Origin of the sequence: Amycolatopsis sp. NPDC051102 (genome assembly GCF_040682815.1) — a bacterium.
Taxonomy (GTDB): Bacteria; Actinomycetota; Actinomycetes; order Mycobacteriales; family Pseudonocardiaceae; genus Amycolatopsis.
Genome location: NZ_JBFBBT010000027.1, coordinates 87,111 through 113,612, shown reverse-complemented (window position 1 = coordinate 113,612; position 26,502 = coordinate 87,111). Strand labels below are relative to the sequence as shown.

Sequence of the window (26,502 nt, the reverse complement as noted above, 5' to 3'; positions counted from 1 at the left end):
GCGGCCCCGGGTGTGGTCGCGGGGCCCCGACCCCCACAACCCCCCCCGCCCGCGGTGTTGTTGGTGTTTCGGCGAGTACACACCCCCATCACCCCCCACGACCAGGTCAGCCGGTGAGGGCCTGCCAGCGCTGGTTGGGGCCGTTGGTGGGCTTGTAGAGGCCGATCCGGGCGCCGTCCGCGCGGGACTCGCCGGTGACGTCGAGCAGCTGGCCGCTCGCCGCGTTGACGAACGTCCACGTGCCGTCGCCGGTGGTGGACAGCGTCCATTGCGCCGCCGGGTCGCACGTGCCCGCCGCGGCCAGCGTCACCGCGCCGCCCGCCGTGCTCAGCACCTGGCCGGTGCCCGTGTTGGTGATGGTGAACCGGTCGCGGTTGCCGTAGCGGCCCGTGCGGTCGGTCAGCGTCCAGCGCTGCGCCGCCGCCGAGGCGTCCGTCGTGTGCTGGACCAGCGTGCCGTTCTCCGCCGCCAGCGACTTGCCGCTCTGCACGCCGGTGAAGGTGACCGGCTTGCCGGAGCCGATGCCCGTGCCGGCCGCCGTCGAGGAGACGCCGTCGACCAGGAAGCTCGTCACCGAGCGCGCCGGCACCCGCAGCGTCGCCTTACCCGCGGTCACCCGCACCGGCTTGCCCCGCTTCAGCGCCCCGGTGACGTCGGTGACCACCGGCGTCACCGAAGCGCCCGGCCGGACGTTGCGGAACCCGGACAGGTCCAGCGTGACGTCCTGGTCGTCGGTGCCCGCGTTGGTGTGCACGACCGTGGCCAGGTCCTCGCCGCGCATCGCGGCCGTCGACGCGGTGTCGTTCACCCCGACGAGCCGGTCACCCGGCTTGATGTAGTGGGTGAAGTTGCGCATCGTGTTGAACTTCGTGTTCGTCTTGATCTGGCACGTCTGCAGCGTGGCGGTCTTCGGGCAGTCGAACGGGACCTGGATCTCGCCCCAGTTCATCCCGGCCGCGGACTCGCCACCCGGCTTCATGTTGTTGTAGTCCTCGATCGGCTGCCAGCTGACCCACGCGCTCGGTTCCAGGAGCCGCAGGTCGTCGGTGATCTGCTTGGCCATGCCGAGGCCGGGGTCCATGTCGGTGAAGTCCTGCCGGTCCAGCCAGCTGCCGCCGACCTCGCTCATCCACAGCGGCTTGCCCGCGCCCTTGGCCAGGTCCCGCGGCACCGGCCGGTTGCCGGTGCCGTAGGTGTGGACGTTGAGCCGGCCCGCCGCCGCGCGGGCGTCGGCCGACCAGCCGCTCCAGTCCGCGGCGAAGATGTCCGGGTTGGTCTCGTCAGGCGCGGAGACGATCGCCCGCGAGCCGGCCGCCTTCAGCGCCGAAGCCATCGCCGGGATCAGCTGCGACTGGACCGACGGCCCGATGTGCGCGCCTTCCTGCCGGCCGCCGGTCGGGTTGCCGTCGGCGCCGAGCGTGGTCTTCCAGTAGTTCGTGTTGGGCTCGTTCAGCGGGTTCACCGACGCGAACCTGATGCCGTGCGCGCGTTCGAGGGTCCGCACGACCTGCGTCAGGTACGCGGTGAAGTCGCCGATCTTGTCGCCGCGCAGCTGCTCGTCGGTGGCTTTGAAGCCGCCCGAGACGTACCCGGACACGGTCTGGAAGTACGGCGGCGAGTTGCTGAACGCCTCCCACTTCGTGACGCGGTTCTTGATCTTGTCGACCCACCAGCGCTGGTTCGGGTCGGCCTTCGGGTCGAACTCGGCCGCGTCGCCCGGCGTCCACCAGTCCTTGTCGGCGCGGGTGGTGCCGGCCGGCGCCTTCCACCAGCCCGGGACGGCGGCGCCCGGGCGCAGGTACGCCGGGACGTCGGGGGCGTTGCCGCCGCCGACGTTGAACCGGGCGATGTTCAGGTTCAGCCCGTCGGGGCCGAAGACCAGGTCCGCCAGCTTGTTCCGGATCGCGTCCGGGTAGCCGCCGGTCGCCTCGGCCATCCACGCCAGGCTGGCGCCCCAGCCGTCGAAGGGCTGCTGCCGGTACGTCGGATCCGGTTTGACCGTGACGGCGGTGGCCGCTTCCGCCGGCGCCGCCGCGAGCCCGGTCGCGACAATCGGTACACAAAGGACGGTGAGCAAACGCCGCAAGTTCATCGTCGAACTGCCCTTCGGTGCGGTGGGGACTCTTCTCATGCCTCGGTGTGGCCGAGCAGCGGCCGCGGCACGAACCGGGCCGCGGGGTCGAGCATCGTGCCGAGTTCGAGCACGACCAGTTCGTTGGCACCGGCCCGGACCACCGGGCGCGGCACGTACAACGTCCGTTGCGGACCGCGCCGCCAGTACCGGCCGAGCGCGAACCCGTTGAGCCACGCGACCCCCTTGCCCCACTCCCCGGTGTCGAGGAAGAGGTCGGCGGGCGCGTCCACCTCGATCTCGGTGCGCAGCAGCACCGGCCCGGGTACCGCACCTGCCACCGATTCCGGCGTGTGCGGGCGCAGTGAGGGCAGCGCGGCCAGGTCGAACGGGAGCACGTCCCAGCCGGCCAGCGGCTCGCCGTGCAGCGTCGCCCCGCCGATGATGCCCTTCGCCTCGCCGATGCGCGGGCCGTAGTCGACGCGGCCCTGGTCCTCGACCAGCACCAGCAGCTCACCGCGAGCGCGCGGCAGCGGGATCGCGCGGTCGTGGTGCTCGCGGGAGAGCGTGCCCACGAGGTCGCCGTCGAAGTAGACCGTCGCGCGGTCGCGGACCTCGCCGAAGGTCAGCACGCCGGGCCGGTCCCCGTCGACGGGACACCGCAGCAGCGCCAGCTGCGGCATCGGCGTGAGGTCGTCGAACGCGGGCAGTTCCTCGTGGAACTCCCAGGTGCCCCAGCGGTCCGGCGCGTCGAGCAGCCGGACGGGATCCCGCAGCACCCCGGCCGGCGTCGGTGCGGGCCGCGCCGGCGGCGGCACGGAATCCGGCACCTTGTGGTAGCGGGCGATCACGTCCCGGAAGGCGTGGTACTTCGGCGTCGGGTCGCCGGCTTCGTCCAGCGGCGCGTCGTAGTCGTAGGACGTCACCAGCGGCTGGTAGACGCCCTTGTCGTTGGCGCCGCTGGTCAGCCCGAAGTTGGTGCCCCCGTGGAACATGTACAGGTTGACCGACGCGCCCGCGGCGAGCAGCGCGTCGAGCTCCGCCGCCGAGTCCGCGGCCGACGTCGTGTGGTGGTGGGCGCCCCAGTGGTCGAACCAGCCGTTCCAGAACTCGCTGCACATCAGCGGCCCGGTCGGCTGGTGCGCGCGCAGGATCGCCAGCCGCGCTTCGGCGCCGGACCCGAACGACGCCGTGCGGTGCAGCCCGTCGAGGCTGCCGGCTTCCAGCATCTCCGGCGTCGGCTGGTCCACTGTGGTCAGTGGCACGGTGACGCCGGAGTCGCGGGTGTGCTCGGCGAGCGCTTTCAGGTACTGCTTGTCGTCGCCGAACGCACCGTATTCGTTCTCCACCTGGACCAGCAGCACCGGCCCGCCGCGGTCGATCTGGTGCGGGACGACGACTTCGTACACCTTCGTCAGGTAGTCGCGCACCGCGGCCAAGTACTTCGGCTCGTACCGCCGCACCCCGACGTCGGGGTCGCGGAACAACCACGCCGGCAGCCCGCCGTTGTCCCACTCGGCGCAGATGTACGGGCCGGGCCGCACGATCGCGTACATCCCGGCGTCGGCGACCATGCGCAGGAACCGGTCCAGGTCGAGACCGCCGCTCAGGTCGAACGTGCCGGGCTCGGGGGCGTGCGCGTTCCACGCCACGTACGTCTCGATGGTGTTGAGCCCCATCCGCCGGGCCTTGTCGATCCGGTCGGCCCACAGGTCCGGGTGGACGCGGAAGTAGTGCAGAGCACCGGACAGGATGCGGAACGGGCGGCCGTCGAGCAGGAAGTCGTGTTCCCCGATCGCGAACTCAGGCATGCGGACCCGCCTGCGGGGTCAGCTGGAGCACGCTCCAGGACAGGGGTGGCAGTGTCACGGTGATGGTCGTCCCCCCGGGATCGGACGTCGCGACGGCGCCGGGTAGCGGCACCGGCCGGACCGGTTGTGAGTCGGCGGTGTTCACGGCGTGGCGGGTCTCGCCGTCCGGTGTGGTCAGGGTTTCGGCCGCGTAGACGCCGAAGCGGGCGCCGCGCAGGCGGATCCGGACTTCGGTCGGCGCAGCCGTGGCGCGGTTGGTCAGGAACACCGCGCCCCGCCCGGACTCCTCGACCGTCGCGGCGACGTCGACGAGGGCGACCTCCCCGTGCTGCGCGGTGCGGAGCCGGTCCCCTTCGACGCCCAGGCGCAGGCTCGCCCCGCCGGCCAGCGCGGCGACGCGCTGGAACGGGTGGAACGTCGTCTGGCGCCACGCCGGGCCGCCGGGTTCGGTGCGGATCGGCGCGATGACGTTCACCAGCTGCGCCTGGTTGGCCATGGTGACGCGGTCGACGTTGCGCAGCAGCGAACCCAGCAGCGAGCCGACGACGACCGCGTCGGTGACGGTGTAGGTGTCCTCGATGATCCGCGGGTGCTGCCGCCAGCCGCCCTCGGCGAGCTTCGCCTGGTCGACCTCGTTCCAGCGGCGCAGGTCCCAGACGTTCCACTCGTCGACGCTGATCCCGATCTTCTTGTCGAGCCCCAGCTCGGCGAGCGTTTCGTCGATGACCCCGCCCGTCGTGGCGATGTAGCGGTCGAGCGCGGCCGCGCTGGCCAGGTAGCTGTCGGTGTCGCCGTGCAGCTCCTGGTAGTAGGCGTGCAGCGAGATGTGGTCGACCAGCTCGGCGGTGTGGCGCAGCACCGTGCGCTCCCACGAGCCGAACGTCGGCATGTCGGCGTGCGAGCTGCCCGCGACGACGAGCTCGACGCCGGGGTCGATCATCCGCATCAGCCGGGCGGTCTCGGCGGCCAGGCGGCCGTACTCGTCGGCCGTCTTGTGGCCGATCTGCCACGGGCCGTCCATCTCGTTGCCCAGGCACCACAGCTTGAAGCCGAACGGGCGGTCGGCGCCGTTGGCGCGCCGCCGCTCGCTCAGTTCCGTGCCGCCGGCGTGGTTGCAGTACTCCAGGACATCGGCGGCTTCCTGGATGCCGCGGGTGCCGAGGTTGACGGCGTACATCACCTCGGCACCCGCGGCTTCGGCCCACGCGACGAATTCGTGCAGGCCGAAGCGGTTGGATTCGACGCTGTGCCACGCCGGGTCCAGCCGGACCGGCCGGGTTTCGGCCGGTCCGACGCCGTCTTCCCAGCGGTAGCCGGAGACGAAGTTGCCGCCGGGGTAGCGGATGACGGTCGGGCCGAGTTCCCGGACCAGCTCCAGCACGTCGCCGCGGAACCCGCGTTCGTCCGCTGTGGAGTGACCGGGCTCGTGCAGTCCGGTGTAGACAGACCGGCCCATGTGCTCGACGAACGAGCCGAAGAGGCGACGCGGGACCGGGCCGATGACCTGGCCCGCGTCGCCTTCGATGTCGACGGTCATCCGGCGCTGACCGTGAAGCCCTGCTGGTTGCCGTAGTCCACGAGCGCCTGCTGCCAGGCGGCCAGTCCGGCGTCGAGCCCGGAGTTGGCGAGGTAGGCCTTGCCCACCGTGTCGCTGTAGATGCTGTTGGCGTAGGTCTGGAACGGCAGGTAGGTCCAGCCCGGCGCGACGTCCTTCGACGCCTGGGTGAGCACCTGGTTGACCTTCTGGCCGCCGAAGTACGGCAGCGCCTCGTCGACGAACGCGGGCGAGTTCAGGTCGGCCGTGGTGGACGGGAAGCCGCCGCTCTTGATGAACGGCTGGACGCCGCCGCCGTGGTTGAGCCAGCGCACGAACGCCGCGGCCAGCGCCGGGTTCTTGCTCTGCTTGACCACGGACTGGGCGCTGCCGCCGTTCTCCGCGGTGACGGCCTTCTGCCCGTCGTAGGTCGGCATCGGCGCCACGGCCCACTTGCCGCTGCCCGCGGCCACCGAGGAGATGAAGTTGCCGGGCATCCAGGCGCCGGTGGGCAGGGTGGCGATGGTGCCGTCGCCGAGGGCGCGGAACCAGTCGTCGGACCAGCCCGCGATCGGCGAAAGCAGCTTGCCCTGGACCAGCTGGTTCCAGACCGACGTCCACTTCTTGGTGCCGGCGTCACCCAGGTTGATCTTCACATTCCGGCCGTCGACGGAGAACGGGTGGCCGCCCGCCTGCCAGATCATGCTCAGCGTGAACCCGGCGTCCCCGGTGTCGGCGGTGATGTACTTGGTGGGGTCGGCGGCGTGGATCTTCTTGGCCGCGTCGACGTACTCGGCCCAGGTCTTCGGCACGGCGATGTTGTTCTTGGCGAAGACTTCCTTGTTGTAGAACATCGCCATCGGGCCGGAGTCCTGCGGGAGGCCGTAGAGCCCGTTGCCGTTCTTGACCTGCGCCCACGTCGAGGCGCTGAAGTCCTTTTCGAACGAGCCGAAGCCGAACTGGTTGAGGTCCGCCAGTGAATCGGTCAGCGCGAACTGCGGGAGGGCGTAGTACTCGATCTGGGCGACGTCGGGGGCACCCGAGCCGGCCTTGATCGCGTTCTGCAGCTTGGTGTACTCGTCCTTGTTGGTGCCCGCGTTGACGTAGTTGACCTTGACGTTCGGGTATTCCTTCTGGAACGCGGCCACCTGGTCCTTGGCCGACGGCGTCCAGCTCCAGTAGGTGATCTCCCCGCCGGCCTTCAGCGCGGCGTCGACGGAGTCCTGGCTGCCGGTGGCGGCGGGCGCGGTGGAGGAGCCACCGCCGGACGAGCAGCCGACCGCGAGCGCGGCGGCGAGCGCGAGGGCGGCGGCCGCCTTGGCGCGACTGCGGAATCTTGACATCGAGTGTCCCTTCACAGCGGTGTGACGGCGGGTTCTTACTGCTTGACGCTGCCGGCGCTCAGGCCCGATTGCCAGAACCGTTGCATGAGCAGGAAAGCGACGACGAGGGGGATGATGGTGAGCAACGACCCGGTGAGGACCAGGTTGAAGATCGGCTGGGCGCCGGCGCCGTTGGCCTGGGCGCTCCACTGGTTGAGCCCGACGGTCAGCGGGTACCACTTCGGCTCGCTGAGCATGATCAGCGGCAGGAAGTAGTTGTTCCACGTCTGCACCATCGTGAACAGCGTGACCGTGATGATGCCGGGCACGAGCTGGCGCAGCGTCACGGTGAGGAAGATCCGGATCTCCCCCGCGCCGTCGATCCGCGCCGCCTCCAGCAGTTCGTCGGGGATGGCGTCGGCCGCGTAGACCCAGATCAGGTACAGGCCGAACGGGCTGATCAGCGACGGGATGATGACCGCCAGCGGCGTGTTGGTCAGCCCGAGCTTGCTGAACATCAGGAACGTCGGCACGGCCAGCGCGGTCGGCGGCACGGCCACGGCCCCGAGGACGACGGCGAACACCGCGCGCCGGCCGGGGAAGCGGTACTTGGCCAGCCCGTAGCCGGCGGCCGTGGCGAGGATCGTCGCGCCCCCGGCGCCGACCACGACGTACAGCAGGGTGTTCCCGAGCCAGCGGAAGAAGATGCCGTCGTTGTAGCTGAACGTCTTGCCGATGTTGTCGAACAGCGCGAACGAGTCCCCGAAGGACAGTCCCGACGTCGAGAACAGGGCGGACTGGGTCTTGGTCGCGTTGATGATCAGCCAGACCAGCGGAACCAGGGTGTAGAGCAGGTAGAGCGCCATGAAGCCGGTGAGGACACGCGACTTCCGGGGCTTGGTCACCGAGAACCTTGCCGTCGAAGGGAAAGCCACGTCACATCTCCTTCCGGGAGCCGCGCAGCTGCACGACGTAGGCGATGACCGCGGTGATCACGCCCATCACGATCGCGACGGCGGCGGAGTAGTTGTACTGCTGCCCGTTGAAGGAAAGGTTGTAGGCGTACATGTTCGGCGTGTAGTTGGTGACGATCATGTTCGGCACCAGGTTGCGCATGATGTTCGGCTCGTTGAACAGCTGGAAGCTGCCGATGATCGAGAAGATCGTGGCGACCACGATGGCGCCGCGGATGGCGGGAAGCTTGACCGACACGATCGTGCGGAACGCGCCGGCGCCGTCGATCGCGGCCGCCTCGAACAGTTCCTTGGGGATCACCTTCAGCGCGGAGTAGAAGATGAGCATGTTGTAGCCCACGAACTCCCACGTGACGATGTTGCCGATCGACGTGAGCAGCCAGTTCTGCGACAACGGCTTCACCGAGTCGGTGCCCAGCAGGTGGTTCAGGTCGGCGGCGAGTCCGAAGTGGTCACCGTAGATGAAGCCCCACATCAGCGCGGCGACGACGGCGGGGACCGCGTACGGCAGGAAGATCACGATCCGGAAGAACCCGGCGGCGTGCAGCCGGGCGCTGTCGATCGCCAGCGCGGCGATCAGCGCGAGCACCAGCATGATCGGCACCTGCACGGCCAGGAACACCAGGACCCGCCGGAATGCCTCCCAGAACTTCGGGTCGCCGAAGACCTGCGTGTAGTTGTCGGCGCCGACGAAGACCGTGCCACCGAAGAAGGCCTGGTCGCGGAAGAGGCTGAGCACGAACGCGTAAACGACCGGCGCGATGAAGGTCAGCGCGAAGACCAGCATGAAGGGGGCGACGAAGAGCCAGCCCCGCCATTTCCGCCGCGGCCGGCGGGCCGCGGACGCCCGGCGCGCGGGCACCGGGGCGGGCGGAGCCGCTGTGGACGTCATCGTCTCTCCGAGTGTCGCGTGGGCCAGGTTCTGGACCCGGCAGGATGTTTACGTCAACATGGACGGCCGCAGAGTAACGTGTTGACGTAAACATGTCCAGGACACCGAGGAGTGACCGTGCCGCGCCAGACAGCGACCCCGTCCCCATCCGGCCCCGCCCGGCGACGCGGGCCGTCGATGGCGGACGTGGCCCGCGAAGCGGGGGTCTCGGGCCAGACGGTTTCCCGGGTGGCCAACGGGAAGACCAATGTGGACGACGCCACCCGCGAGCGCGTCCTGGCGGCGATGCGCCGGGTCGGCTACCGGCCCAACAGCGCGGCCCGCGCCCTGCGCAACGGCCAGTTCCGCAGCATCGGCGTGATCATTTCGGCCCTCCCGACGTTCGGCAACAGCCGCACCCTCGACGCCATCGCGGCGGCGGTCGTCCCGGAGGGGTTCTCGATCATCCTGATGCCGGTGACGCGGCCGACGCAGGGCGAGGTGACGGGGGCGTTCAGCACCCTGAACGAGCAGGCCGTCGACGGCGTCATCATCCTCATCGAGCAACACCAGCTTGACCAAAGCGAGATCGAACTGCCACACGGCCTGCCGGTGGTGGTGATCGATTCGAGCGCCCGCTACGACTACCCGGTGGTCGACAACGACCAGGCCGACGGCGCGGCCCGCGCGACCAGCCACCTGCTGTCGCTGGGCCACGCGACGGTCTGGCACATCGCGGGCCCCCCGCAGTCGTACTCGGCCGAGCGCCGCCGCAAGTCGTGGCAGGCCACATTGGAGCGAGCGGGCCGCACGGTCCCCCCGGTCCTGGTCGGCGACTGGTCACCGGAGTCGGGCTACCAGGCGGGCCTGCGGCTGGCGGCGGACCCGGCGGTGACGGCGGTGTTCGCGGCGAACGACCAGATGGCACTGGGCCTGCTGCGCGCGTTGCACGAGAAAGGCCGCGGAGTGCCGTCCGAGGTGAGCGTGGTGGGCTTCGACGACATGGACGAGTCGGCCCACTTCTGGCCCCCGCTGACAACGATCCGCCAGTCGTTCGAGGCGGTCGGCCGGCACGCGGTGGAGGCCCTGCTGGCGGAGATCGAGACGGGCACCGAAGCGGGCGAGCCGGTCCTCCTCCCGACCGAACTGGTGATCCGCTCGAGCACGGCGGCCCCGCCCGCCTGACCCGAAACTGTCGGACCCTTCCGGTAGCGTGGAAAACGGGGGGCGCCCCCGCGAGCCGCGGCATATCGCCGGCGCCGAGCGGACATCACCCGTGACCGAGCGGGCATCACCCGTGTCTCCACAGGCATCGCGTGTGTCTCCACGGGCATCACGCGTGATCAGAGCGGCATCACGCGTGATCAGAGGGGCATCACGCGTGATTGGGCGGACATCACGGCGATGCCGCGCCACCCTCGCGAGCCGACCCTCCGGGCACGCGAGCCGACCTCGCGGGCATGCGAGCCGACGCTCCAGATAGGCCGACCGACTGGCCTGGCACGCGAGCCGACCCGGCGGGTACGCCAACCGACCCGGCAGGTACGCGAACCGACCGCGCGGGCACGTCAACCGAGCGGCCGGGCAGGCGAGCCGACCCGGCGGGTACGCGACCTCCGGCCTTTCGGGCGCGGGGATGCTGCGGCAGGCGCGGGTGAGGCTTCTCCGAAAGGGAGCGGCGGGGGGCCGTTTCAGGGGCGGGAGGCGGGGGCATTACCGGCCACCGGACCGGAACCCCCGGTCCCGCGAACGTCGCAGTGGTGTGGACCATTTGGCCGCACCGTGCGGAAAGAGGCCGTCATGCTCGCCATTCTCGCCGCCGTGCTCTTCGGGGTCGCCCTGCTGATGGAGCTGTTCGGGTTCGGGCTCGGACCGGTCGTCACGACCGGGACGCTCACCACCGCCGGGCTGCTCTGCGTTGCCCTGCACCTGGCCGGGATCGCCACCGACCGGTCGCGGTTCACCCGGCGGCGGCGCCGTCGCTGACGCGGCGCAGCACCTGCGCGAACACCTCGGGCGACTGGGCGCCGGCGACGCCGAACCGCCGGTCGATCACGAAGAACGGCACGCCGGTCGCCCCCAGTGCCCGGGCCTGCTCGCCGTCCGCCGCCACCTCGGCTTCGTAGCGGTCGGACTCGAGTACGGTCCGGGCCTCGCCGGCGTCCAGGCCGGCTTCGGCGGCCAGCTCCACCAGCGAATCGCGGTCGAACAGCGACCGGCGCTCGGTGAAGTGCGCGCGGTAGAGCCGGTCGACGACGGCGTCGGCCAGTCCCTGCTCGGCCGCGAGGTGGACCAGGCGGTGGCCGTCGACGGTGTTGCCCATGTGGACACCGTCGAGGTGGTACTCGAGACCGTCGGCGGCCGCGCGCTCCTCCATCTGCGCTTCCATCGCGTCGGCTTCTTCCAGTGTGCGGCCGTACTTCTCGGCCAGCACCTCACGCGTCGGCCGCGAAGTCCCGCGCGGGAACGACGGGTCGAGCTGGAACGAGTGGTGCACCACCTCGACGTCGGCGCCGAGGTCGGCCACCGCCCGCTCGAAGCGGCGTTTGCCGAGATAGCACCAGGGACAGACCAGATCGGACCAGATGTCTACGCGCACGGATGCAAGCTAACCGAAGGGGCGCCGCGCACTTCAAGGTAACCGGCGGCCACCTGCGGGGCTCCGCCACCGGGTACCCCCGCGACTAGGGTGGGCCGGTGACCGTCTCGACCGAGGACATCGTCCGGCACGCCGCGCGGCTGCTCATGGCCGGCACCCGCCTCGACCTCGGCCGGATGGCGGCCGAACTGGGGATCTCCCGCACGACGTTCTTCCGGCGCGTCGGCAACCGCGAAGACCTGATGGGCGCCGGGCTGCGGCTGCTGTCCGACCGGACCTGGCAACGCGCGCTCGACGGCTGGCGCGCCGAGCACGGCGACGCGGTCCGCACGCCGGAGGGCCGGCTGCGCTGCCTGTGGGTGATGGAGGAGTACCGCCGCGAGGTCGCCGGCAGCGACGGCATGCGGAAGCTGATCGAGGCGGAGTCGAACGTCGCCCTGCGCGTGCTGACCGACCCGCGCGGCGCGGTGCAGCCCGGGCTGGTCGACGCGCACGTCGAGCTGTTCCGGGCCGACGCCGAAGCCGCCGGGCTGGCCCCGCTGGTCGGGCTGCCGGACCTGGCGTTCGCGGTCGTCCGGCTCGGCGAGTCGTTCCTGTACTCGGACGTCCTGGCCGCCCGCTCGGTCGATCTGGCGGTCGCGACCACGCTGGTGGACACCCTCGTGCGCGGCGCGCTGGAACCGGCCGCCGGTCACTGAGCGACCGCCCAGTCCGTCAACCACTCACCCATCCGGAGGATGTGGAACATTTCGCCGGGGTGTTTCATAGGCGGCGGGAAAGCGGTTACCCCGCAGCCCGCACGCGGCACCCCCTTCCGTTGCCGTGCACCAGTTCCGCCGATCCGCCCGTCTGTGTCCGGGCGTGCTTTCGCCTGCCCGGGGAAAGAGAGCGATCCATGTCCGCACTCACCAGCCCGCCGACGTCGTCTGGCTCGGGTGAGAAAATTTCCCGCCGCCGTCCGTGGCGCGCCAAGGCCGCCGGCGTCGTGCTGGCCGCCTTGGCCCTGACCACCGGTGTCGCCGCGCCGGCGCCCGCCGCCGCGAACCCCTACGAGCGGGGCCCCGACCCCACGAACGCCAGCATCGAAGCCACCCGCGGCTCCTTCGACACGAGCACCGTCACGGTGTCGCGCCTGGCCGTCTCCGGCTTCGGCGGCGGCACCATCTACTACCCGACGACCACGACCGCGGGCACGTTCGGAGCGATCTCGATCGCGCCCGGTTTCACCGCCACCCAGTCGAGCATCGCCTGGCTGGGCCCGCGCCTGGCCTCGCAGGGCTTCGTGGTGTTCACCATCGACACCCTGACCACCTCCGACCAGCCCGACAGCCGGGGCAGGCAGCTGCTGGCCTCGCTCGACTACCTGACCCAGCAGAGCTCGGTGCGCTCACGCATCGACAGCAGCAGGCTCGGCGTCGTCGGCCACTCCATGGGCGGCGGCGGCACGCTGGAAGCGGCCCGTTCACGGCCGTCACTGCAGGCCGCGGTCCCGCTGACCGGCTGGAACCTGACCAAGAACTGGTCGACGCTGCAGGTGCCGACGCTGGTCGTCGGGGCGCAGTCGGACACCGTCGCACCGGTGGCGACGCACTCGATCCCGTTCTACACCAGCCTCCCGTCCACTCTGGACCGCGCGTACCTCGAACTGCGCGGGGCGAGCCACTTCGCCCCGAACTCGCCGAACACGACGATCGCGAAGTACACGCTGTCCTGGCTCAAGCGGTTCATCGACGACGACACCCGCTACGAGCAGTTCCTGTGCCCGATCCCGGCCACCAGCCTGTCCATTTCGGACTACCGCGGCAACTGCCCGCACCACGGTTAGGCGGCTCCACCGGGCACGCCGAGGGTGACGACGACCTTGCCCCCGGCGTGCCCGGCTTCCTGGTAGGCGAACGCCGCCCGCAGGTCGTCGAACGGGTACGTCCGGTCGACCACCGGGGTGACCGCGCCGGACTCCACCAACGCCGTCAGCTCCGCCAGGACCGCCGCCTTGTCCTGGCAGGCCACCGCGTCCGCGAGGACGACGCGCCGCCTCGCGAACAGCCCGGACGCCAGGGCGGCGAAGACGTGCCCGGCCGGCTGGACCCACCGTCCGGCCGGGCCGCCGACGGCGACGAAGGTGCCGCCATGGGCCAGTACCCGCCGGCAGGCGAACACCGACCGGCTGCCGGCCACGTCCAGCACGACGTCGTAGCGGCGGCCGCTGCGCGTGAAGTCCTCCGTCCGGTAGTCGAAAACGTGGTCCGCTCCGAGTGAGCGTGCGGTCGAAGCGTTGGCCGCGCTGCAGACCGCATCGACTCGCGCCCCGAGCGCCCTGGCCAGCTGGACGGCGAAGGTGCCGACCCCGCCGGAAGCGCCGTTGACCAGCACCCGTTGCCCGGCTTCGACACCCCGCAGGGCCAGCAGTGCCGTCACGGCCGCCATCGGCATCGCCGCCGCCTGCTCGTAGGTGAGGTTGACCGGCATCGGCGCCAGCAGGTCCTCCCGCACGCAGACGTACTCGGCGTGGGCACCCTGGGGCAGGAGCGCGTAGACGTCGTCCCCCGGACCGAAGCGGGAACCGGCCGTCTCCACCCGGCCCGCCAGGTCGCACCCCAGGATCCCTCCCGGCGGACGCAGGCCGAAGCCGCCGGGCATCAACCGCGCCACGTACGGCTCGCCTCTCATGAAGTGCCAGTCGTACGGGTTGACCGAGCTCGCCCGCACCCGGACCAGCACCTCGCCTTCACCCGGCACCGGCCTGGGCAGGTCCTCCAGGACCAGGCTCGAAGCAGCACCGTACACACGCTGGAACAGGGCTTTCATGTCGCCTCCCGCGGTTCTTACGCCGTAAGTCGTACGTCGTAAGGTACGCCGTACGACGTAAGACCGTCAATGGCGCCTTACCTTGTACGATCTTGTGGGTGACGACCGACGCGCGGATGCCCCTGAGCCGCGAGCGCGTCCTGCTCGCGGCGGTCGAGCTCGCCGACGCTCACGGGTTGCGGGCCCTGACGATGCGCCGCCTCGCCGAAGAGCTCGGCGCCGAGGCGATGTCGCTCTACTACCACGTGGCCAAGAAGGAAGACGTGCTCGACGGCATCGTCGACGTCGTGGCCGGCGAGATCAACGAGGCCGTCGGCCGGGTCGAGCCGTCCCCGGACTGGAAACAGTCGGTGCGGCAGCGGATCCTGACCGCGCGGCAGGTGTTCCTCCGGCACCGCTGGGCGCCGGAGCTGTTCGAAACGCGGTCGGCGACGAGCACCGAGGTCCTGCGCTACTACGACGCGCTGGTCGGGCTGATGCGGGCCGGCGGGTTCACCTACGACCTGGTGCACCACGCGTTGCACGCCCTGGGCAGCCGCGCGCTCGGGTTCAGCCAGGAGCTGTTCGACCCGAGCGCCGGCGAGTCGGCGGACCTGCCGGTGGACGTGACCTGGCAGCTGCCGAACCTGGCCGGGATGCTGAGCGAGATCGCCCACGACCACCCGGATTCGACGCTGGGCTGGTGCGACGACCAGGCCGAGTTCGAGTTCGGCCTGGACGTCATCCTCGACGGCCTCGACCGGCTCCGGACGCGCTAGCCCACCAGGTGGGACGCCCGCCCGGGCGGGGCAGAATCGGCACGTGTCACGACCTCTGCGGAAGCTTGGCTTCCTGACCATCGGCCTGTTCGACGCGGACGACCCGCGGCGGGGTCACGAGTCCACGCTGGAGATCATCGAGCTGGGCGAGCAGCTCGGGTTCGACAGCGCCTGGGTGCGCCACCGGCACCTGCAGTACGGCATCTCGTCGCCGGTGGCCGTGCTGGCCGCCGCGTCGCAGCGGACCAGCCGGATCGAGCTCGGGACCGCCGTGATCCCGCTCGGCTGGGAGAACCCGCTGCGGCTGGCCGAAGACCTCGCCACCGTCGACCTGCTCTCCGGCGGCCGGCTCAACCCCGGCCTCAGCGTCGGCCCGCCGATGCGCTGGGACGAGGTCAAGCACGCCCTCTACCCGGACACCGCGGACGCCGAGGACTTCTCCTACGACCGTGTCCAGCGGTTCCTCGGCTTCGTTCGCGGCGAGCCGGCCACCGGGTTCAGCGGGACCGCGGGCTTCGAGGTCTTCTCGGACCGGGTCCAGCCGCAGGCGCCCGGCCTCGGCGACCGCCTCTGGTACGGCGGCGCGAGCCTGCGCTCGGCGGAGTGGGCCGGCGAGCACCGGATGAACTTCCTGACCAGCAGCGTGGTCAAGGCCGAAGGCGAGAGCACCGACTTCGCCGAAATCCAGCTCTCGCACATCCGGGCCTTCCGCGAGCACCATCCGGCCGGCCGCGTTTCGCAGGGCCTGGTCGTCATCCCGACCGACAGCGCGACGGCGGAGCAACGAGCGAAGTACAAGGCGTACGCCGAAAAACGGCTGCCGCGCACCGCGGAACCCCAGGGGCCGGCCCGGATGCTGTTCTCCCCCGACTTCGTCGGCACGTCCGCCGAAATCGCCGAGCGGCTGCACGCGCACAAGGCGTTCCGCGAGATCGACGAGGTGGCTTTCGCCCTGCCGTTCACCTTCGAACACGAAGACTACGTGCAGATCCTCACCGACATCGCGGAACGCCTCGGCCCGCTGCTGGGACGCTGATTACTTGTTGGTGCCCGGCGTCAGCACCTTGTCGATCACGAAGACCGTGGCGTTCTTGGTGGGGATGTTGCCGCACAGGATCTTCGCGCCGTTGATCGTCATGTTGTCGCCCGAGCCCTCGATCTTCACCGGGCCGCCGGCGGTGTTGAGCGAGTCGACCGAACCCGCGGCCGCGAGGCCCTTGGCGTCGTAGCGCTTGCCGACGACGTGGTACTGCAGGATCGGCGCCAGCTCGGCGGGCTTGCCGGCGAGCTCGTTGAACTTGGCGTCGCCCAGCGCGGCGAACGCCGGGTCGGCCGGCGCGAACACCGTGATGGCTTCCTGGCTGTTCAGGGTGTCGACCAGGTTGGTGGCCTTGACCGCGGCCACCAGCTTGGTCAGCAGCGGGTTCGTCGACGCGGCCGAGGCGACCGGCTGCGGGCCCATCGAGTCCAGCGAACCGGGCGCGGCCCCCTGCGGCAGCTGGGAACAGGCCGGGCCGAACACGTCGGCGTTGGTGGTCACGCCGTTGCCGGCGCCGGCGGCCATGCTGGACGACGGCGCGGCCATCGACGACGACGGCGCCATCGAGCTGCTGGAGCTGCCCGACGAAGCGGTGTCGCTGCTGCTGCACGCGGTCAGCGAAAGGGCGGCGACAGCGGCGACGCCGATTCCGGCGACACGAAGCTTGGTCACGAAAATCACTCCCATATACGGCTGAGAACTTCTTCTTGTCCGGTATTCGGAGCCACCGGGAAATCGGCTTGCCCCCAATCGGGTGATCCGGGTCACCGAGTCGTGAACGCGATGCTGTGCCACCCCGTGGCCCCATCGGGCACGGTTCCGGCGCGCATTTCGGTCTGCGTGTACCCGCTTTTGTCCGTCGCCCGGCAGACGACCTGGTGACCGCCGGGCGCGGCGTCGAACTCGAGCCACCACATGCGCCAGGTGTTCAGGTTGACTTCGTGGGACAGCATGGCTTCCCGCCACGGCCCGCCGTCCATGCGCACCTCGACCTTGGCGACGCCGGTGTGCTGGGCCCAGGCGATCCCGGCGACCCGGACCTTCCCCGCCGGGACGGTTTCGAAACCCTTCGGCGTGTCGATTCTGGATTCCGTCTTGATGGGCGCTTCCTGCGCCCACCCGCGTTTCAGCCAATACGCCTGCCGTGCGCGCCAGGTCGTCACCTCGAGGTCGGTCACCCATTTCGTGGCCGACACGTACCCGTACAGGCCGGGAATGACCAGCCGGGCCGGGAAACCGTGCTCGATCGGCAGGGGCTCGCCGTTCATGCCGATGGCGAGCATGGCCCCGCGGGCCCGGTCCCGCGCCGCGGCGACCGGGCTGCCGGACGTCCAGCCGTCCACGCTGGACGAGTAGAGCTGCTCGGCGCCGGGCCGCACCCCGGCTTCTTCGAGCAGGTCGGCCAGGTCGACGCCGACGAAGTTCGCGGTGGACACGTAGGTGCCGCCGACCTCGTTGGACACGCAGGTCATCGTGATGGTGCGTTCCACCAGCGGCCGGTTGCGGATGTCGCCGTAGCGGTACCGGATTTCGCGGTCGACCATCCCGTGCAGCCGCAGGCTCCAGTCCTCGGTCCGCACCTGCGGCACGGTCAGCGCGGTGTCCACGCGGTAGAAGCCGGCGTTGGGCGTCACGAAGGAGGGCGTGCCCAGCTTCGCGAAGTCGGCGTCGGCCGGGATCATCGGCGCGGTCCGGGCCGGGACGAGCCGACCGACCGCTTCGCGCGACGCCGCCGCGTCCCGGCTGCCGGCGAGCAGCTGGCCGCCGAGGCCCGCGACCCCCGCGCCGACGACGACGCCCGCGCCCGCCAGCAGCACCGTCCGGCGCGAGGCGTCCGGGGCGGCGTCGCGCCGGGCGAGCCGGTGCAGGAAGGCGAACGTCGCCACCCCGGCGACCAGGCTCGCCACCGGGGCGAGCAGCGCGACCGCGCCGAGGTCGGGCCGCGCGTACACCGCGACCAGCCCGACCAGCCCGAACCCGGTGACCACCACCAGCCCCGGCACCGGCGTGCGGCGGGACAGCAGGCCCGCCACGGCCGCGACGAGCACCATGACGACGGCCATCCCGGAGAGCAGGACGAGCTTGTCGTACGTGCCGAAGGTGCGGACCGCGAAGTCCTTGAGCTGCACCGGGGTCAGGTCGATGGCGCCGTTGCCGACCGCGAGGTACGGCGAAGCGTTGACGCCGACGAACCCGGCCACGAGGTGCCCCGCCGCCAGCGCGGTCACGAGCGCCAGGACACCGAGCAGAGCGGCCGGCCAGCGCCGCAGCCCGGGCCGGCTAGACAAGGGAAATCCTGGTGACGGCGGGGGTCGTCGGGCCGGCCGAGCCGCCGGCCGGTTCGACGGTGATCCCGATCCGGTCGACGTCGGACGGCAGGTTCGCCACCAGCATCCGCTGCGACGCCGCGGTCGTCATCAGCCCGGCCGACCGCGCGCCACCGGTGCCGATCAGCCACACCTGGTAGACGTGCCCGGCGTCGAGCGCGGGCAGGTCCGAGGCGAGCAGCACGGCCTGGTTCCGGCTGCGCGACACGACGAGCGTGGCGTGGCCCTGGCCGACGCCCTGGATCGCGGACGCGTCCGGCGCGTCCAGCACCGAGTCGACCGGCGCCGGTGTCGTCGTGACACCGAAGACGACCGCCACCGCGGCCGCGGCGGCGGCGCCGAAGAGCGAGACGCGCAGCTGCCACGTCTTGGCCCGGCTCAGCCGGCGGGCCACCGGCACCTTCGGCGGGAGCTGGCGGGTGCGGGCCACGTCGGCGAGCACCAGCAGCTTCAGCGACGGCGGCGGGTCCACCGCGGCGGCCACGGCGAGCCGCGCGCCGGTCGCCCGCAGCTCGGCCACCTCCTCGCGGCAGGCGGCGCACTCCCCGAGGTGGCGCTCGAATTCGGCACGGTCCACATCGGACACCGCGTCCAGGGCGTACGCCCCGGTCAAGGTGTGCAGTTCGGCGGTCATCGGTCCACCCCCAAGCAGTCGCGCAACCGGATCAGGCCGTCGCGGATGCGGGTCTTCACGGTCCCCGGCGCGACCTTCAGCACCTCGGCGACCTCGGGGTAGGTGTAGCCGTTGTAGTAGGCCAGCACGATCGACTCGCGCTGCAGGTCGGTCAGCGCGGCCAGGCACTGCCGGACCCGCTGCTGCTCCAGACCGGCCAGCGCGGACTCGGTGACCTCGTCGAACGGCCGCCGCACGTCCATCAGGCCGGCCCGCTCCTCGCGGTCGGCACCGGCCTGGTGCGAGCGCACGCGGTCCACGGCCCGCCGGTGCGCGATCGTCAGCACCCACGACAGCGCGCTGCCGCGCTCCGGCTCGTACCTCGTGGCCTTGCGCCACACCTCCACCAGTACCTCCTGCGCCACTTCTTCGGCCTGCGCGTGGCTGCGCAGCACCCGCGTCGCCAGGCCGAGCACCGGACCGGCGACGAGGTCGTACAGCGCCGCGAACGCCGGTTCGTCGCCCGCCGCCACCCGCCGAAGCAGTTCTTCGGCGCTCGGCGCGGGGGCCCGCGCCTCGTCCGGTTGCAGCCGCAACCGCCCACGCTCACCCATGCCCGGCAACCTCCACCTAGTCCCGCTTCCCGTGCAGGGTTCGCGGCCGGACGGCGGACCGGACTGGTGTGCGGTGACCCTTCCCACCCGGAAGGCCCAACTCCGGCGCCGGGACCCATCCGGCGGCGGCCCGGCTCCGAAAGCTCGGTCCAAGCGCTGTGACGAACGCTCACCGTGGGTGAAGAAGTTGCCCGTTCGGCCACCCCGGCGGTGACCTCGGACACTTCTGTATCACCCCTGCGTGTGAAAGTTTTTCGGATCGCTGGGCGTTGAACTCACCATGGGTTATCCCTGGAACAAGATCAACCCGACCGACGAGTAGCAAAGGGGCCATCCATGGCCGACCCGCACACCGTGACCAGCGCCAGCATCGACTTCGCCCTGCGCACCTTCGGGGCCGCGCCGCGGCCGGTGCCGGCGGAGCTGGAGTACGACACCCGCGACCCGTACGCGGTCGCCGTGGTGCTGCACGCCGGCCCGAGCGCGGTCCGCTGGCTCTTCGGCCGCGACCTGCTCGTCGACGGCCTCCTGGGCCGCTGCGGCGACGGCGACGTGCGCATCGGGCCCGCCGGCGACCCCGCGCTGGTCGTCGTGGAGCTCAGCTCCCCCGACGGCGCCGCCGTGCTCGAAGCGCCCGCGAAGGAGATCGCGGCCTTCCTCGACCGCACCTACGACGCCATCCCGGCCGGCAGCGAGACCGACTGGTTCGACTTCGACGAAGAACTGGAAAAGCTCTCCTACCAGGATTGAGTACCGTCCCGGGGTGAGCTTCTTCCTGACGAAGGTCCTCGCCGCGCTCGAGGACGGCGCGGAGCGCCCCCTCTTCATCCAGGACGGCGTCACCACCTACCACCAGGCCCGCGACCGGCTGCGCCGGCTGCACGGCGGTCTCGGCGACGCCGTGACCGTCGCCGTAGACCTGCGCAACCGGCCCGAGACGGCCCTCGTCCAGCTCGCCGCCCTCCTCCGCGGCGCGACCGTGCTGATGGTCCCCGCCTCGGCACCAGCCCGCGACCGCCTGGCCGCGGCGAGCGGCGCCACCGTCGTCACCGACCGCCCGCACGACTGGCCCGCGGGCGACGTCCGCACCCTCGCCGGCCTCGACGGCGAGCCCGAGCCGCTGAACCCGCCGGAAACCGTGCGTCTCCTCTTCCCCACCGGCGGCACCACCGGCACCCCGAAGCTCATCCGCCACAGCGGCATCTACGACGGCATGGCGTACATCTTCACGCCGTCGCCGGACGGCCCGGGCCGCACGCTGCTGGTCGCCCCCATGACGCACATGACCGGCAACGCCACGGCGCTCGGCGCGCTGCTGCGGCAGGACACCCTGGTCGTCCACGACGGTTTCGACGCGGGAGCGGTCCTCGGCGCGATCCGGGAACACCGCATCGACACGCTCTCCCTGACCCCGCCGCGGCTGGCCGCGCTCCTCGACCACCCGGCGCGGAAGCACACCGACCTCGGCAGCGTCCGCTCGCTGTCCCTCGGTGCCGCGCCGCTGCCGCCGCACCGGCTCGCGCAGGCCCTCGACGTCTTCGGCCCGGTCGTCGGGCAGGGCTACGGCCTCACCGAGGCGCCGATGATCGCGAGCATCTCCCCGGCCGAGCTGCTCGACCGGCCGGAGCGGCTGGGTTCGGTCGGCCGGATCGTGCCGGGCATGGAGGCGCGGATCACCGGGGACGGCGAGGTCGAGGTGCGCGGACTGTCCATGATGGACGGTTACCTCGGCGGCCCGGAGATCGGCGCGGGCTGGCTGCGCACCGGCGACCTCGGCCGCTTCGACGACGAGGGCTACCTCTACCTGCTCGACCGCGCGGACGACGTCGTCGTGGTCGGCGAGCACGGCACGAAGGTCCCCACCACCGTCGTCGAACACGCCCTCGCGGCGCACCCCGCGGTGCGGAGCGCGGCCGTCTTCGGCGTCCCGGGCGAGGACGGCCGGCTGCTGCACGCCGTCGTGGTCGCTTCCGGCGACGTGACCGAAGACGACCTCAAAGCCCACGCGCGGGACGCATTCGGCCAGGAGCACTACGTCCCGGCGGGGGTGGACTTCGTCGACGCGCTGCCGCTCACCGACGTCGGCAAGGTGGACAAGCGCGCCCTCGTTCAGCTCGTGACGGCTCCGTAGGACGAGGACCGCACCAGCTTCACGTACTTGCCGAGCACGCCTTCCGGGAACTTGTTCGGCAGCGGCTCCCAGCCCTCCCGGCGACGGGCCAGCTCAGCGGCGTCGACCAGCAGGTCGATGCTGCGCGCCTTGATGTCGACGGCGATCCGGTCGCCGGTGCGCACGAAGGCGATCGGCCCGCCGTCGGCCGCCTCCGGCGCGACGTGGCCGATGCACAGGCCGGTGGTGCCGCCGGAGAACCGGCCGTCGGTCAGCAGCAGGACGTCCTTGCCCAGCCCGGCGCCCTTGATCGCCGCGGTGATCGCCAGCATCTCCCGCATGCCCGGGCCGCCCTTCGGGCCCTCGTAGCGGATGACCACGACGTCCCCGGCCGAGATGCGGCCCTCGTTCAGCGCCGCCATCGCCTCCTGCTCGCGCTCGAACACGCGGGCCGGGCCCTCGAAGTTCGCCGTGTCGAAGCCCGCGGACTTCACGACCGCGCCCTCGGGCGCGAGCGAGCCGCGCAGGATGGTGATGCCGCCGGTCGGGTGCAGCGGGTTGTCCAGGCCGCGCAGGACCTCGCCGTCGATCGGGTCCGGGTCGAGCTCGGCGAGGTTCTCGACCACCGTGCGGCCGGTGACGGTCAGCGCGTCGCCGTGGATCAGGCCCTCGTCCAGCAGCGCCTTCATCAGCACCGGGATGCCGCCGTGCCGGTCGATGTCCTGCATGACGTACTTGCCGAACGGCTTCAGGTCGCCCAGGTGCGGGACGCGGTCGCCGATCCGGTTGAAGTCGTCCAGCGTGAGCGGGACCTTCGCCTCGTGCGCGATGGCCAGCAGGTGCAGCACGGCGTTGGTCGAACCACCGAGGGCCATGACCACGGTGATGGCGTTCTCGAACGCCTCGCGCGTCAGGATGTCCCGCGCGGTGATGCCGCGTTCGAGCAGGTTGACGACGGCTTCGCCGGACAGGTGGGCGTAGTGGTCGCGGCGGCGGTCCGCGGACGGCGGCGCGGCCGACCCCGGCATGCTCATCCCCATCGCTTCCGCCGCCGAGGCCATCGTGTTCGCGGTGTACATCCCGCCGCACGCGCCTTCGCCGGGGCAGATGGCGCGTTCGATCCGGTCGAGGTCGGCAGTCTGCATCCGGCCCGCCCGGCAGGCGCCGACCGCCTCGAAGGCGTCGATGATGCTGACGTCCTTCTCGGTGCCGTCGGTCAGCTTCACCCAGCCGGGGGCGATCGTGCCCGCGTAGAGGAACACCGACGCCAGGTCGAGGCGCGCGGCGGCCATCAGCATGCCCGGCAGCGACTTGTCGCAGCCGGCCAGCAGGATCGAGCCGTCGAGCCGCTCGGCCTGCATCACCGTCTCGACCGAGTCGGCGATGACCTCGCGGGAGACCAGCGAGAAGTGCATGCCGTCGTGGCCCATGGAGATGCCGTCGGACACCGAGATGGTGCCGAACTGCAGCGGGTAGCCGCCGCCGGCGTGCACGCCCTCCTTGGCCGCCTGGGCCAGCCGGTCCAGCGAAAGGTTGCACGGCGTGATCTCGTTCCACGAACTGGCGACGCCGATGATCGGTTTCGTCCAGTCGCTGTCGCCCATCCCCACCGCGCGCAGCATGCCTCTGGCGGGCGCGGCCTCGATCCCGTCGGTCACCGTGCGGCTGCGGGGCTTCGGGTCGATCGTCATCACGGGCCTCCGGTTACGACGTTCGGGCGCTGGTCATGTTACCAACGGGCCCGCGGTCCGCTGGCCGGAACGACTTCCTACCGGCGCCCGCGCCGACCGGCGAAAACTCAGGCCATGATCGCCACAGTGGTGTGGGGCACGGGCAACGTCGGCCGGGCGGCCATCCGGGCCGTCGACGCCCACCCGGCGCTGAAGCTCACCGCCGTCCTCGTCCACGACCCGGCGAAGGTCGGCAAGGACGCCGGCGAGCTCGCCGGTGCCGGCGCGCTGGGCGTCGCCGCGACGGACGACATCGACGCCGTGCTGGCCGCGAGCCCGCGCGCGGTCGTGTACGCCGCTTCGGGCGACGTGCGGTTCGACGACGCGCTCGCCGACATCGTGCGCGCGATCCGGGCCGGCGCGATCGTCGTGACACCGGCCCTGTACCCGCTCTACGACCAGCGGAACGCGCCGCCGGAACTGCGGGAGCCCGTGCTGGCCGCGATCAACGAGGGCGGCGGTTCGCTGTTCGTCTCCGGCGTCGACCCCGGCTGGGGCAACGACGTGCTGCCGCTGCTGATCAGCGGGCTCGGCACCGACGTCGACGCCGTCCGCTGCCAGGAGATCTTCGACTACTCGACCTACGAGCAGCCCGACTCCGTCCGGTACCTGGTCGGGATGGGCCAGCCGATGGACTACGACCCGCCGATGCTGATGACCGGCGTGCCCTCGATGGTGTGGGGCGGGCAGGTCCGGCTGATCGCGCGCGGCCTCGGCGTCGAGGTGACCGAGCTGCGCGAAACGCTGCAGCGGCGTCCCCTCGAGGAGACCGTCTCCACGCGGACCATGGGCGAGTTCGAGAAGGGCACGCAGGGCGCGGTGCGGTTCGAGGTCCAGGGCATCGTCGGCGGCGAGCCGCGGATCGTCATCGAACACGTCACGCGCATCCACCCGTCGTGCGCGCCGGACTGGCCGACGCCGCCCAGCGGCGACGGCGCGCACCGCGTGATCATCGAAGGCCGGCCACGTATCGAAGTCACCGTCGAGGCGACCGACGAAGGCGAAAACCGGTCGGCGGGCGGGAACGCCACCGCCGTCGGCCGGCTGGTCGGCGCGATCGACTGGCTGGCCGCGGCGGAACCCGGCCTCTACGACGCACTCGACGTCCCGCTGCGCCCGGCAGCCGGCAAGCTCGGAAGGAGCCGTCCGTGAACATCGACATCCCCGCGGGCAAGGACCCGATCGGGTACGTCTGGGGCGAGATGGTGCCCGGCATCGGCATCGCCGCGTCGAAGTTCTCGCTGGCGGTGTACGAGCACACGACGCTCGGGCTGCGGGAGTTCGAAGCCGCGCGGCTGCGGATCGCGCAGATCAACGGCTGTGTCTTCTGCCTCGACTGGCGCACCGAACGCGACGGGGAGAAGGTCGAGGCGGAGTTCGCCGACGCCGTCCTCGACTGGCGCACCACCGACCGCTTCGACGACCGGACGCGGCTCGCGGCCGAATACGCCGAGCGGTACGCGACCGACCACCACAACCTCGACGACGAGTTCTGGAAGCGCATGTCCGCGCACTACACGCAGCGCGAGATCGTCGAGCTGAGCATGAGCCTGGGCGCGTGGCTGGCCTTCGGACGGCTCAACCACGTCCTCGGCCTCGACACCGTCTGCGTCCTCCCGCACTCGTCGTGAGTGGTAAGGCGAGTTAGAACTCGCCTTACCACTCACGAGCGCCGCGGCAGGCCTCAGAAGTCCTGCGCGATGATCTTCTCGATGTTGCGTTCCGCCAGTGCGGTGATGGTGACGAACGGGTTGACGCTGGTGTTGCCCGGGATCAGCGAGCCGTCGATCGCGTACAGGCCCTGGTAACCGGCGAGCCTGCCGTAGTTGTCGGTCGCCTTGCCGAGCACCGCACCGCCGAGCGGGTGGTAGGTGAGATGGTCACCCCAGATCTTGTACGTGCCGAACAGGTCGGTGCGGTAGATCGTGCCCTCGGTCGCGTTGATCTTGTCGAAGATGGTCTTCGCCATGTCGATGCCCGGCTGCTTCCACGCCGTCTGCCAGTTCAGCTCCACCGCCCGCGTCGCCGGGTTCCAGGTGAACTGCGCGCGGTTCGGGTTCTTCGTGATCGAGAGGTAGAACGACGCCCACGTCTCGATCCCGGTCGGCAGCGGCGCGACTTCGGCGAACGCGCCGCCCGCGGCCCAGTTGTCGATGCCGCCGCACGGGATGGTCGACTGCGAGGCCCCGGTCGGGTCCCAGATCTGGTTGGCGCGCCCGACCATCACGTTCCCGTTGTCGCCCCAGCCCTTGCCGATCTCGCCGTTCAGGTTCGGCAGCGCGCCGGTCGCCTTCAGCTTCACCAGCAGCTTGCTCGTGCCGACGCTGCCCGCGGCGAAGAACACCTTGTCCGCCGTGACGGTTTTGATCGTGGACACCGCGCCGTCGGTGGTGAGCTGCTCGATGGTCACGGTGTAGCCGCCGCCGGACGCCGGCACCACCTGCGTCACGCGGTGCAGCGGCGAGATCGTGACCCGGCCGGTCGCGGCGATCCTCGGCAGGTAGGTCTTCTGCAGCGATTTCTTGCCGTAGTTGTTGCCGAACAGGATTTCCCCGGCCAGCGCCGACTTCGTGGCGGTGCCCGCCGCTTCCCGCTCCATGTAGTCCCAGTCGTACACGTCCGGCACGAACACGAACGGGAAACCGGACCGCTGGGCCTGTTTCCGGCCGACACGGGCGAACTGGTACCAGTCGGTGCTCTCGAACCAGGCCGGGCGGATACTGGCGACCCCGAGCCCGGCGTTGGCCCGCGGGTAGTAGACGTCGTACATCTCGTTCGCGTCGACGGTGGGGAGGATCGCGCCGAAGTTCTCCCGCTTCGGCGTGACGGCCATGCCGCCGTTGACGAGCGAGCCGCCGCCGACGCCGCGGCCCTGGTACACGGTGATCCCGCTGAACTCCTCGGCGTCGAGGATGCCCGTGTAGCGCGGGATGTCCTTGTCGATCGGGAACCCGAGGAAGTTGGAGAGCGGCTGTTTCGTCCGGGTGCGCAACCAGAACGACCGCTGGTCCGGGTTGGGCGTGGTGCAGAAGATCTTGCCGTCCGCGCCCGGGGTGTCCCAGGCCATGCCCATTTCGACCATCTGCACGTCGACACCCGCCTGGGCGAGCCGCAGCGCGGCGACCGAGCCGCCGTACCCGGTGCCGATCACCAGCGCGGGCACGCGGGAGCCGTCGGCGATGGCGGCTGTGGCGGCCGGTTGCGACGTGGCCGCGGCGGCCCGGCCGGCCAGGGCGGCAGCCAAGATAGAACCAGTTCCAGCAATGAAGAGACGACGGGAAACAGGGTTGGAAGTTGTTCTCCACATGGGTTCGTCGCTCA

Annotated in this window: 24 protein-coding genes; 10 read left to right on the top strand and 14 right to left on the bottom strand. The window is 71.1% G+C overall.

Going from position 1 to position 26,502, the window contains the following annotated elements:
• Positions 1–106 precede the first annotated feature (106 nt).
• From AB0M93_RS42885 to AB0M93_RS42860, 6 genes are all read right to left on the bottom strand, one after another.
• Positions 107–2,092, bottom strand: coding sequence for an RICIN domain-containing protein (locus AB0M93_RS42885; protein WP_364285533.1), 1,986 nt, complete (start codon positions 2,090–2,092; stop codon positions 107–109).
• A gap of 35 nt (positions 2,093–2,127) precedes the next feature.
• Positions 2,128–3,882: a beta-galactosidase family protein gene (locus AB0M93_RS42880; RefSeq protein WP_364285531.1), complete on the bottom strand. Its 1,755-nt coding sequence runs from the start codon at positions 3,880–3,882 to the stop codon at positions 2,128–2,130.
• Positions 3,875–5,419 carry an alpha-L-arabinofuranosidase C-terminal domain-containing protein gene (locus tag AB0M93_RS42875; RefSeq protein WP_364285529.1) on the bottom strand — a complete coding sequence of 515 codons (1,545 nt, stop codon included), beginning with the start codon at positions 5,417–5,419 and terminating at the stop codon, positions 3,875–3,877. Before AB0M93_RS42875 ends, AB0M93_RS42880 begins: the two co-directional genes overlap by 8 nt.
• Positions 5,416–6,759, bottom strand: coding sequence for a sugar ABC transporter substrate-binding protein (locus AB0M93_RS42870; protein WP_364285527.1), 1,344 nt, complete (start codon positions 6,757–6,759; stop codon positions 5,416–5,418). The genes AB0M93_RS42875 and AB0M93_RS42870 overlap by 4 nt, the downstream gene beginning before the upstream one ends.
• 35 nt (positions 6,760–6,794) lie before the next feature.
• The gene (locus AB0M93_RS42865) at positions 6,795–7,604 is read right to left on the bottom strand and encodes a carbohydrate ABC transporter permease (RefSeq protein ID WP_364285553.1); all 810 of its coding nucleotides are present in this window, start codon (positions 7,602–7,604) and stop codon (positions 6,795–6,797) included.
• A gap of 70 nt (positions 7,605–7,674) precedes the next feature.
• Positions 7,675–8,604: a sugar ABC transporter permease gene (locus AB0M93_RS42860; RefSeq protein ID WP_364285525.1), complete on the bottom strand. Its 930-nt coding sequence runs from the start codon at positions 8,602–8,604 to the stop codon at positions 7,675–7,677.
• 111 nt (positions 8,605–8,715) lie between these two features.
• Here AB0M93_RS42860 and AB0M93_RS42855 point away from each other — a divergent pair, with 111 nt between their 5' ends.
• Both AB0M93_RS42855 and AB0M93_RS42850 read left to right on the top strand, forming a co-directional pair.
• Positions 8,716–9,768 carry a LacI family DNA-binding transcriptional regulator gene (locus AB0M93_RS42855; RefSeq protein WP_364285523.1) on the top strand — a complete coding sequence of 351 codons (1,053 nt, stop codon included), beginning with the start codon at positions 8,716–8,718 and terminating at the stop codon, positions 9,766–9,768.
• A 615-nt stretch (positions 9,769–10,383) separates the two neighbouring features.
• Entirely contained in the window at positions 10,384–10,569 is a 186-nt protein-coding gene (locus AB0M93_RS42850; protein ID WP_364285521.1) for a hypothetical protein, read from the top strand.
• Here AB0M93_RS42850 and AB0M93_RS42845 read toward each other — a convergent pair.
• On the bottom strand, positions 10,544–11,170 hold the full coding sequence (locus AB0M93_RS42845; RefSeq protein WP_364285551.1) for a DsbA family oxidoreductase: 627 nt from the start codon (positions 11,168–11,170) through the stop codon (positions 10,544–10,546). The two genes, AB0M93_RS42850 and AB0M93_RS42845, sit on opposite strands and share 26 nt — an antisense overlap.
• A gap of 110 nt (positions 11,171–11,280) precedes the next feature.
• Between AB0M93_RS42845 and AB0M93_RS42840 the strand changes: the two genes are divergently transcribed.
• Entirely contained in the window at positions 11,281–11,880 is a 600-nt protein-coding gene (locus tag AB0M93_RS42840; RefSeq protein ID WP_364285519.1) for a QsdR family transcriptional regulator, read from the top strand.
• A gap of 197 nt (positions 11,881–12,077) precedes the next feature.
• Positions 12,078–13,007 (top strand): dienelactone hydrolase family protein, encoded by a 930-nt coding sequence (locus AB0M93_RS42835; protein ID WP_364285517.1) that lies wholly within the window; start codon positions 12,078–12,080, stop codon positions 13,005–13,007.
• Here the strand turns inward: AB0M93_RS42835 and AB0M93_RS42830 are convergent.
• Positions 13,004–13,990, bottom strand: a complete 987-nt coding sequence (locus AB0M93_RS42830) for an NAD(P)-dependent alcohol dehydrogenase (RefSeq protein WP_364285515.1) — start codon at positions 13,988–13,990, stop codon at positions 13,004–13,006. The two genes, AB0M93_RS42835 and AB0M93_RS42830, sit on opposite strands and share 4 nt — an antisense overlap.
• Before the next feature lie 98 nt (positions 13,991–14,088).
• Between AB0M93_RS42830 and AB0M93_RS42825 the strand changes: the two genes are divergently transcribed.
• Both AB0M93_RS42825 and AB0M93_RS42820 read left to right on the top strand, forming a co-directional pair.
• Complete coding sequence (locus AB0M93_RS42825; RefSeq protein WP_364285513.1) at positions 14,089–14,748, top strand: TetR/AcrR family transcriptional regulator C-terminal domain-containing protein; 660 nt, start codon at positions 14,089–14,091, stop codon at positions 14,746–14,748.
• Positions 14,749–14,791: 43 nt separating this feature from the next.
• Complete coding sequence (locus tag AB0M93_RS42820) at positions 14,792–15,784, top strand: LLM class flavin-dependent oxidoreductase (protein WP_364285511.1); 993 nt, start codon at positions 14,792–14,794, stop codon at positions 15,782–15,784.
• On the opposite strand, the gene AB0M93_RS42815 is transcribed toward AB0M93_RS42820, so the two are convergent.
• The 4 genes from AB0M93_RS42815 to sigK form a co-directional block, all read right to left on the bottom strand.
• Positions 15,785–16,459 carry a fasciclin domain-containing protein gene (locus tag AB0M93_RS42815; protein ID WP_364285509.1) on the bottom strand — a complete coding sequence of 225 codons (675 nt, stop codon included), beginning with the start codon at positions 16,457–16,459 and terminating at the stop codon, positions 15,785–15,787.
• Positions 16,460–16,551: 92 nt separating this feature from the next.
• A complete protein-coding gene (locus tag AB0M93_RS42810) occupies positions 16,552–18,075 on the bottom strand; it encodes a molybdopterin-dependent oxidoreductase (protein WP_364285507.1) in 1,524 nt (507 codons plus the stop codon).
• Positions 18,068–18,748, bottom strand: a complete 681-nt coding sequence (locus AB0M93_RS42805; RefSeq protein WP_364285505.1) for an anti-sigma factor — start codon at positions 18,746–18,748, stop codon at positions 18,068–18,070. Before AB0M93_RS42805 ends, AB0M93_RS42810 begins: the two co-directional genes overlap by 8 nt.
• The gene (sigK, locus tag AB0M93_RS42800) at positions 18,745–19,341 is read right to left on the bottom strand and encodes an ECF RNA polymerase sigma factor SigK (protein WP_364285503.1); all 597 of its coding nucleotides are present in this window, start codon (positions 19,339–19,341) and stop codon (positions 18,745–18,747) included. The genes AB0M93_RS42805 and sigK overlap by 4 nt, the downstream gene beginning before the upstream one ends.
• Before the next feature lie 336 nt (positions 19,342–19,677).
• On the opposite strand from sigK, the gene AB0M93_RS42795 reads away from it, so the two are divergent.
• Both AB0M93_RS42795 and AB0M93_RS42790 read left to right on the top strand, forming a co-directional pair.
• A complete protein-coding gene (locus tag AB0M93_RS42795) occupies positions 19,678–20,091 on the top strand; it encodes an SsgA family sporulation/cell division regulator (RefSeq protein WP_364285501.1) in 414 nt (137 codons plus the stop codon).
• A gap of 13 nt (positions 20,092–20,104) precedes the next feature.
• Complete coding sequence (locus AB0M93_RS42790; protein ID WP_364285499.1) at positions 20,105–21,472, top strand: fatty acid--CoA ligase family protein; 1,368 nt, start codon at positions 20,105–20,107, stop codon at positions 21,470–21,472.
• Here AB0M93_RS42790 and ilvD read toward each other — a convergent pair.
• Positions 21,451–23,142, bottom strand: a complete 1,692-nt coding sequence (gene ilvD / locus AB0M93_RS42785) for a dihydroxy-acid dehydratase (RefSeq protein ID WP_364285497.1) — start codon at positions 23,140–23,142, stop codon at positions 21,451–21,453. The genes AB0M93_RS42790 and ilvD overlap by 22 nt on opposite strands.
• Before the next feature lie 114 nt (positions 23,143–23,256).
• Here ilvD and AB0M93_RS42780 point away from each other — a divergent pair, with 114 nt between their 5' ends.
• Together AB0M93_RS42780 and AB0M93_RS42775 are read left to right on the top strand one after the other, a co-directional pair.
• On the top strand, positions 23,257–24,333 hold the full coding sequence (locus AB0M93_RS42780; protein ID WP_364285495.1) for a dihydrodipicolinate reductase: 1,077 nt from the start codon (positions 23,257–23,259) through the stop codon (positions 24,331–24,333).
• Positions 24,330–24,812 carry a carboxymuconolactone decarboxylase family protein gene (locus AB0M93_RS42775; RefSeq protein WP_364285493.1) on the top strand — a complete coding sequence of 161 codons (483 nt, stop codon included), beginning with the start codon at positions 24,330–24,332 and terminating at the stop codon, positions 24,810–24,812. The genes AB0M93_RS42780 and AB0M93_RS42775 overlap by 4 nt, the downstream gene beginning before the upstream one ends.
• Positions 24,813–24,865: 53 nt before the next feature.
• Here the strand turns inward: AB0M93_RS42775 and AB0M93_RS42770 are convergent, their stop codons facing one another.
• Entirely contained in the window at positions 24,866–26,428 is a 1,563-nt protein-coding gene (locus tag AB0M93_RS42770) for a GMC oxidoreductase (protein ID WP_364285549.1), read from the bottom strand.
• Between the last annotated feature and the right edge of the window lie 74 nt (positions 26,429–26,502).

What these genes read in the sequence shown, in the direction of transcription:
- AB0M93_RS42870 (WP_364285527.1), bottom strand. Translation starts at nt 6,759, where the DNA reads ATGTCAAGATTCCGCAGTCGCGCCAAGGCGGCCGCCGCCCTCGCGCTC.
- ilvD (WP_364285497.1), bottom strand. Translation starts at nt 23,142, where the DNA reads ATGACGATCGACCCGAAGCCCCGCAGCCGCACGGTGACCGACGGGATC.
- sigK (WP_364285503.1), bottom strand. Translation starts at nt 19,341, where the DNA reads ATGGGTGAGCGTGGGCGGTTGCGGCTGCAACCGGACGAGGCGCGGGCC.
- AB0M93_RS42850 (WP_364285521.1), top strand. Translation starts at nt 10,384, where the DNA reads ATGCTCGCCATTCTCGCCGCCGTGCTCTTCGGGGTCGCCCTGCTGATG.
- AB0M93_RS42795 (WP_364285501.1), top strand. Translation starts at nt 19,678, where the DNA reads ATGGCCGACCCGCACACCGTGACCAGCGCCAGCATCGACTTCGCCCTG.
- AB0M93_RS42885 (WP_364285533.1), bottom strand. Translation starts at nt 2,092, where the DNA reads ATGAACTTGCGGCGTTTGCTCACCGTCCTTTGTGTACCGATTGTCGCG.
- AB0M93_RS42830 (WP_364285515.1), bottom strand. Translation starts at nt 13,990, where the DNA reads ATGAAAGCCCTGTTCCAGCGTGTGTACGGTGCTGCTTCGAGCCTGGTC.
- AB0M93_RS42880 (WP_364285531.1), bottom strand. Translation starts at nt 3,882, where the DNA reads ATGCCTGAGTTCGCGATCGGGGAACACGACTTCCTGCTCGACGGCCGC.
- AB0M93_RS42835 (WP_364285517.1), top strand. Translation starts at nt 12,078, where the DNA reads ATGTCCGCACTCACCAGCCCGCCGACGTCGTCTGGCTCGGGTGAGAAA.
- AB0M93_RS42780 (WP_364285495.1), top strand. Translation starts at nt 23,257, where the DNA reads ATGATCGCCACAGTGGTGTGGGGCACGGGCAACGTCGGCCGGGCGGCC.
- AB0M93_RS42860 (WP_364285525.1), bottom strand. Translation starts at nt 8,604, where the DNA reads ATGACGTCCACAGCGGCTCCGCCCGCCCCGGTGCCCGCGCGCCGGGCG.
- AB0M93_RS42875 (WP_364285529.1), bottom strand. Translation starts at nt 5,419, where the DNA reads ATGACCGTCGACATCGAAGGCGACGCGGGCCAGGTCATCGGCCCGGTC.
- AB0M93_RS42805 (WP_364285505.1), bottom strand. Translation starts at nt 18,748, where the DNA reads ATGACCGCCGAACTGCACACCTTGACCGGGGCGTACGCCCTGGACGCG.
- AB0M93_RS42865 (WP_364285553.1), bottom strand. Translation starts at nt 7,604, where the DNA reads ATGGCGCTCTACCTGCTCTACACCCTGGTTCCGCTGGTCTGGCTGATC.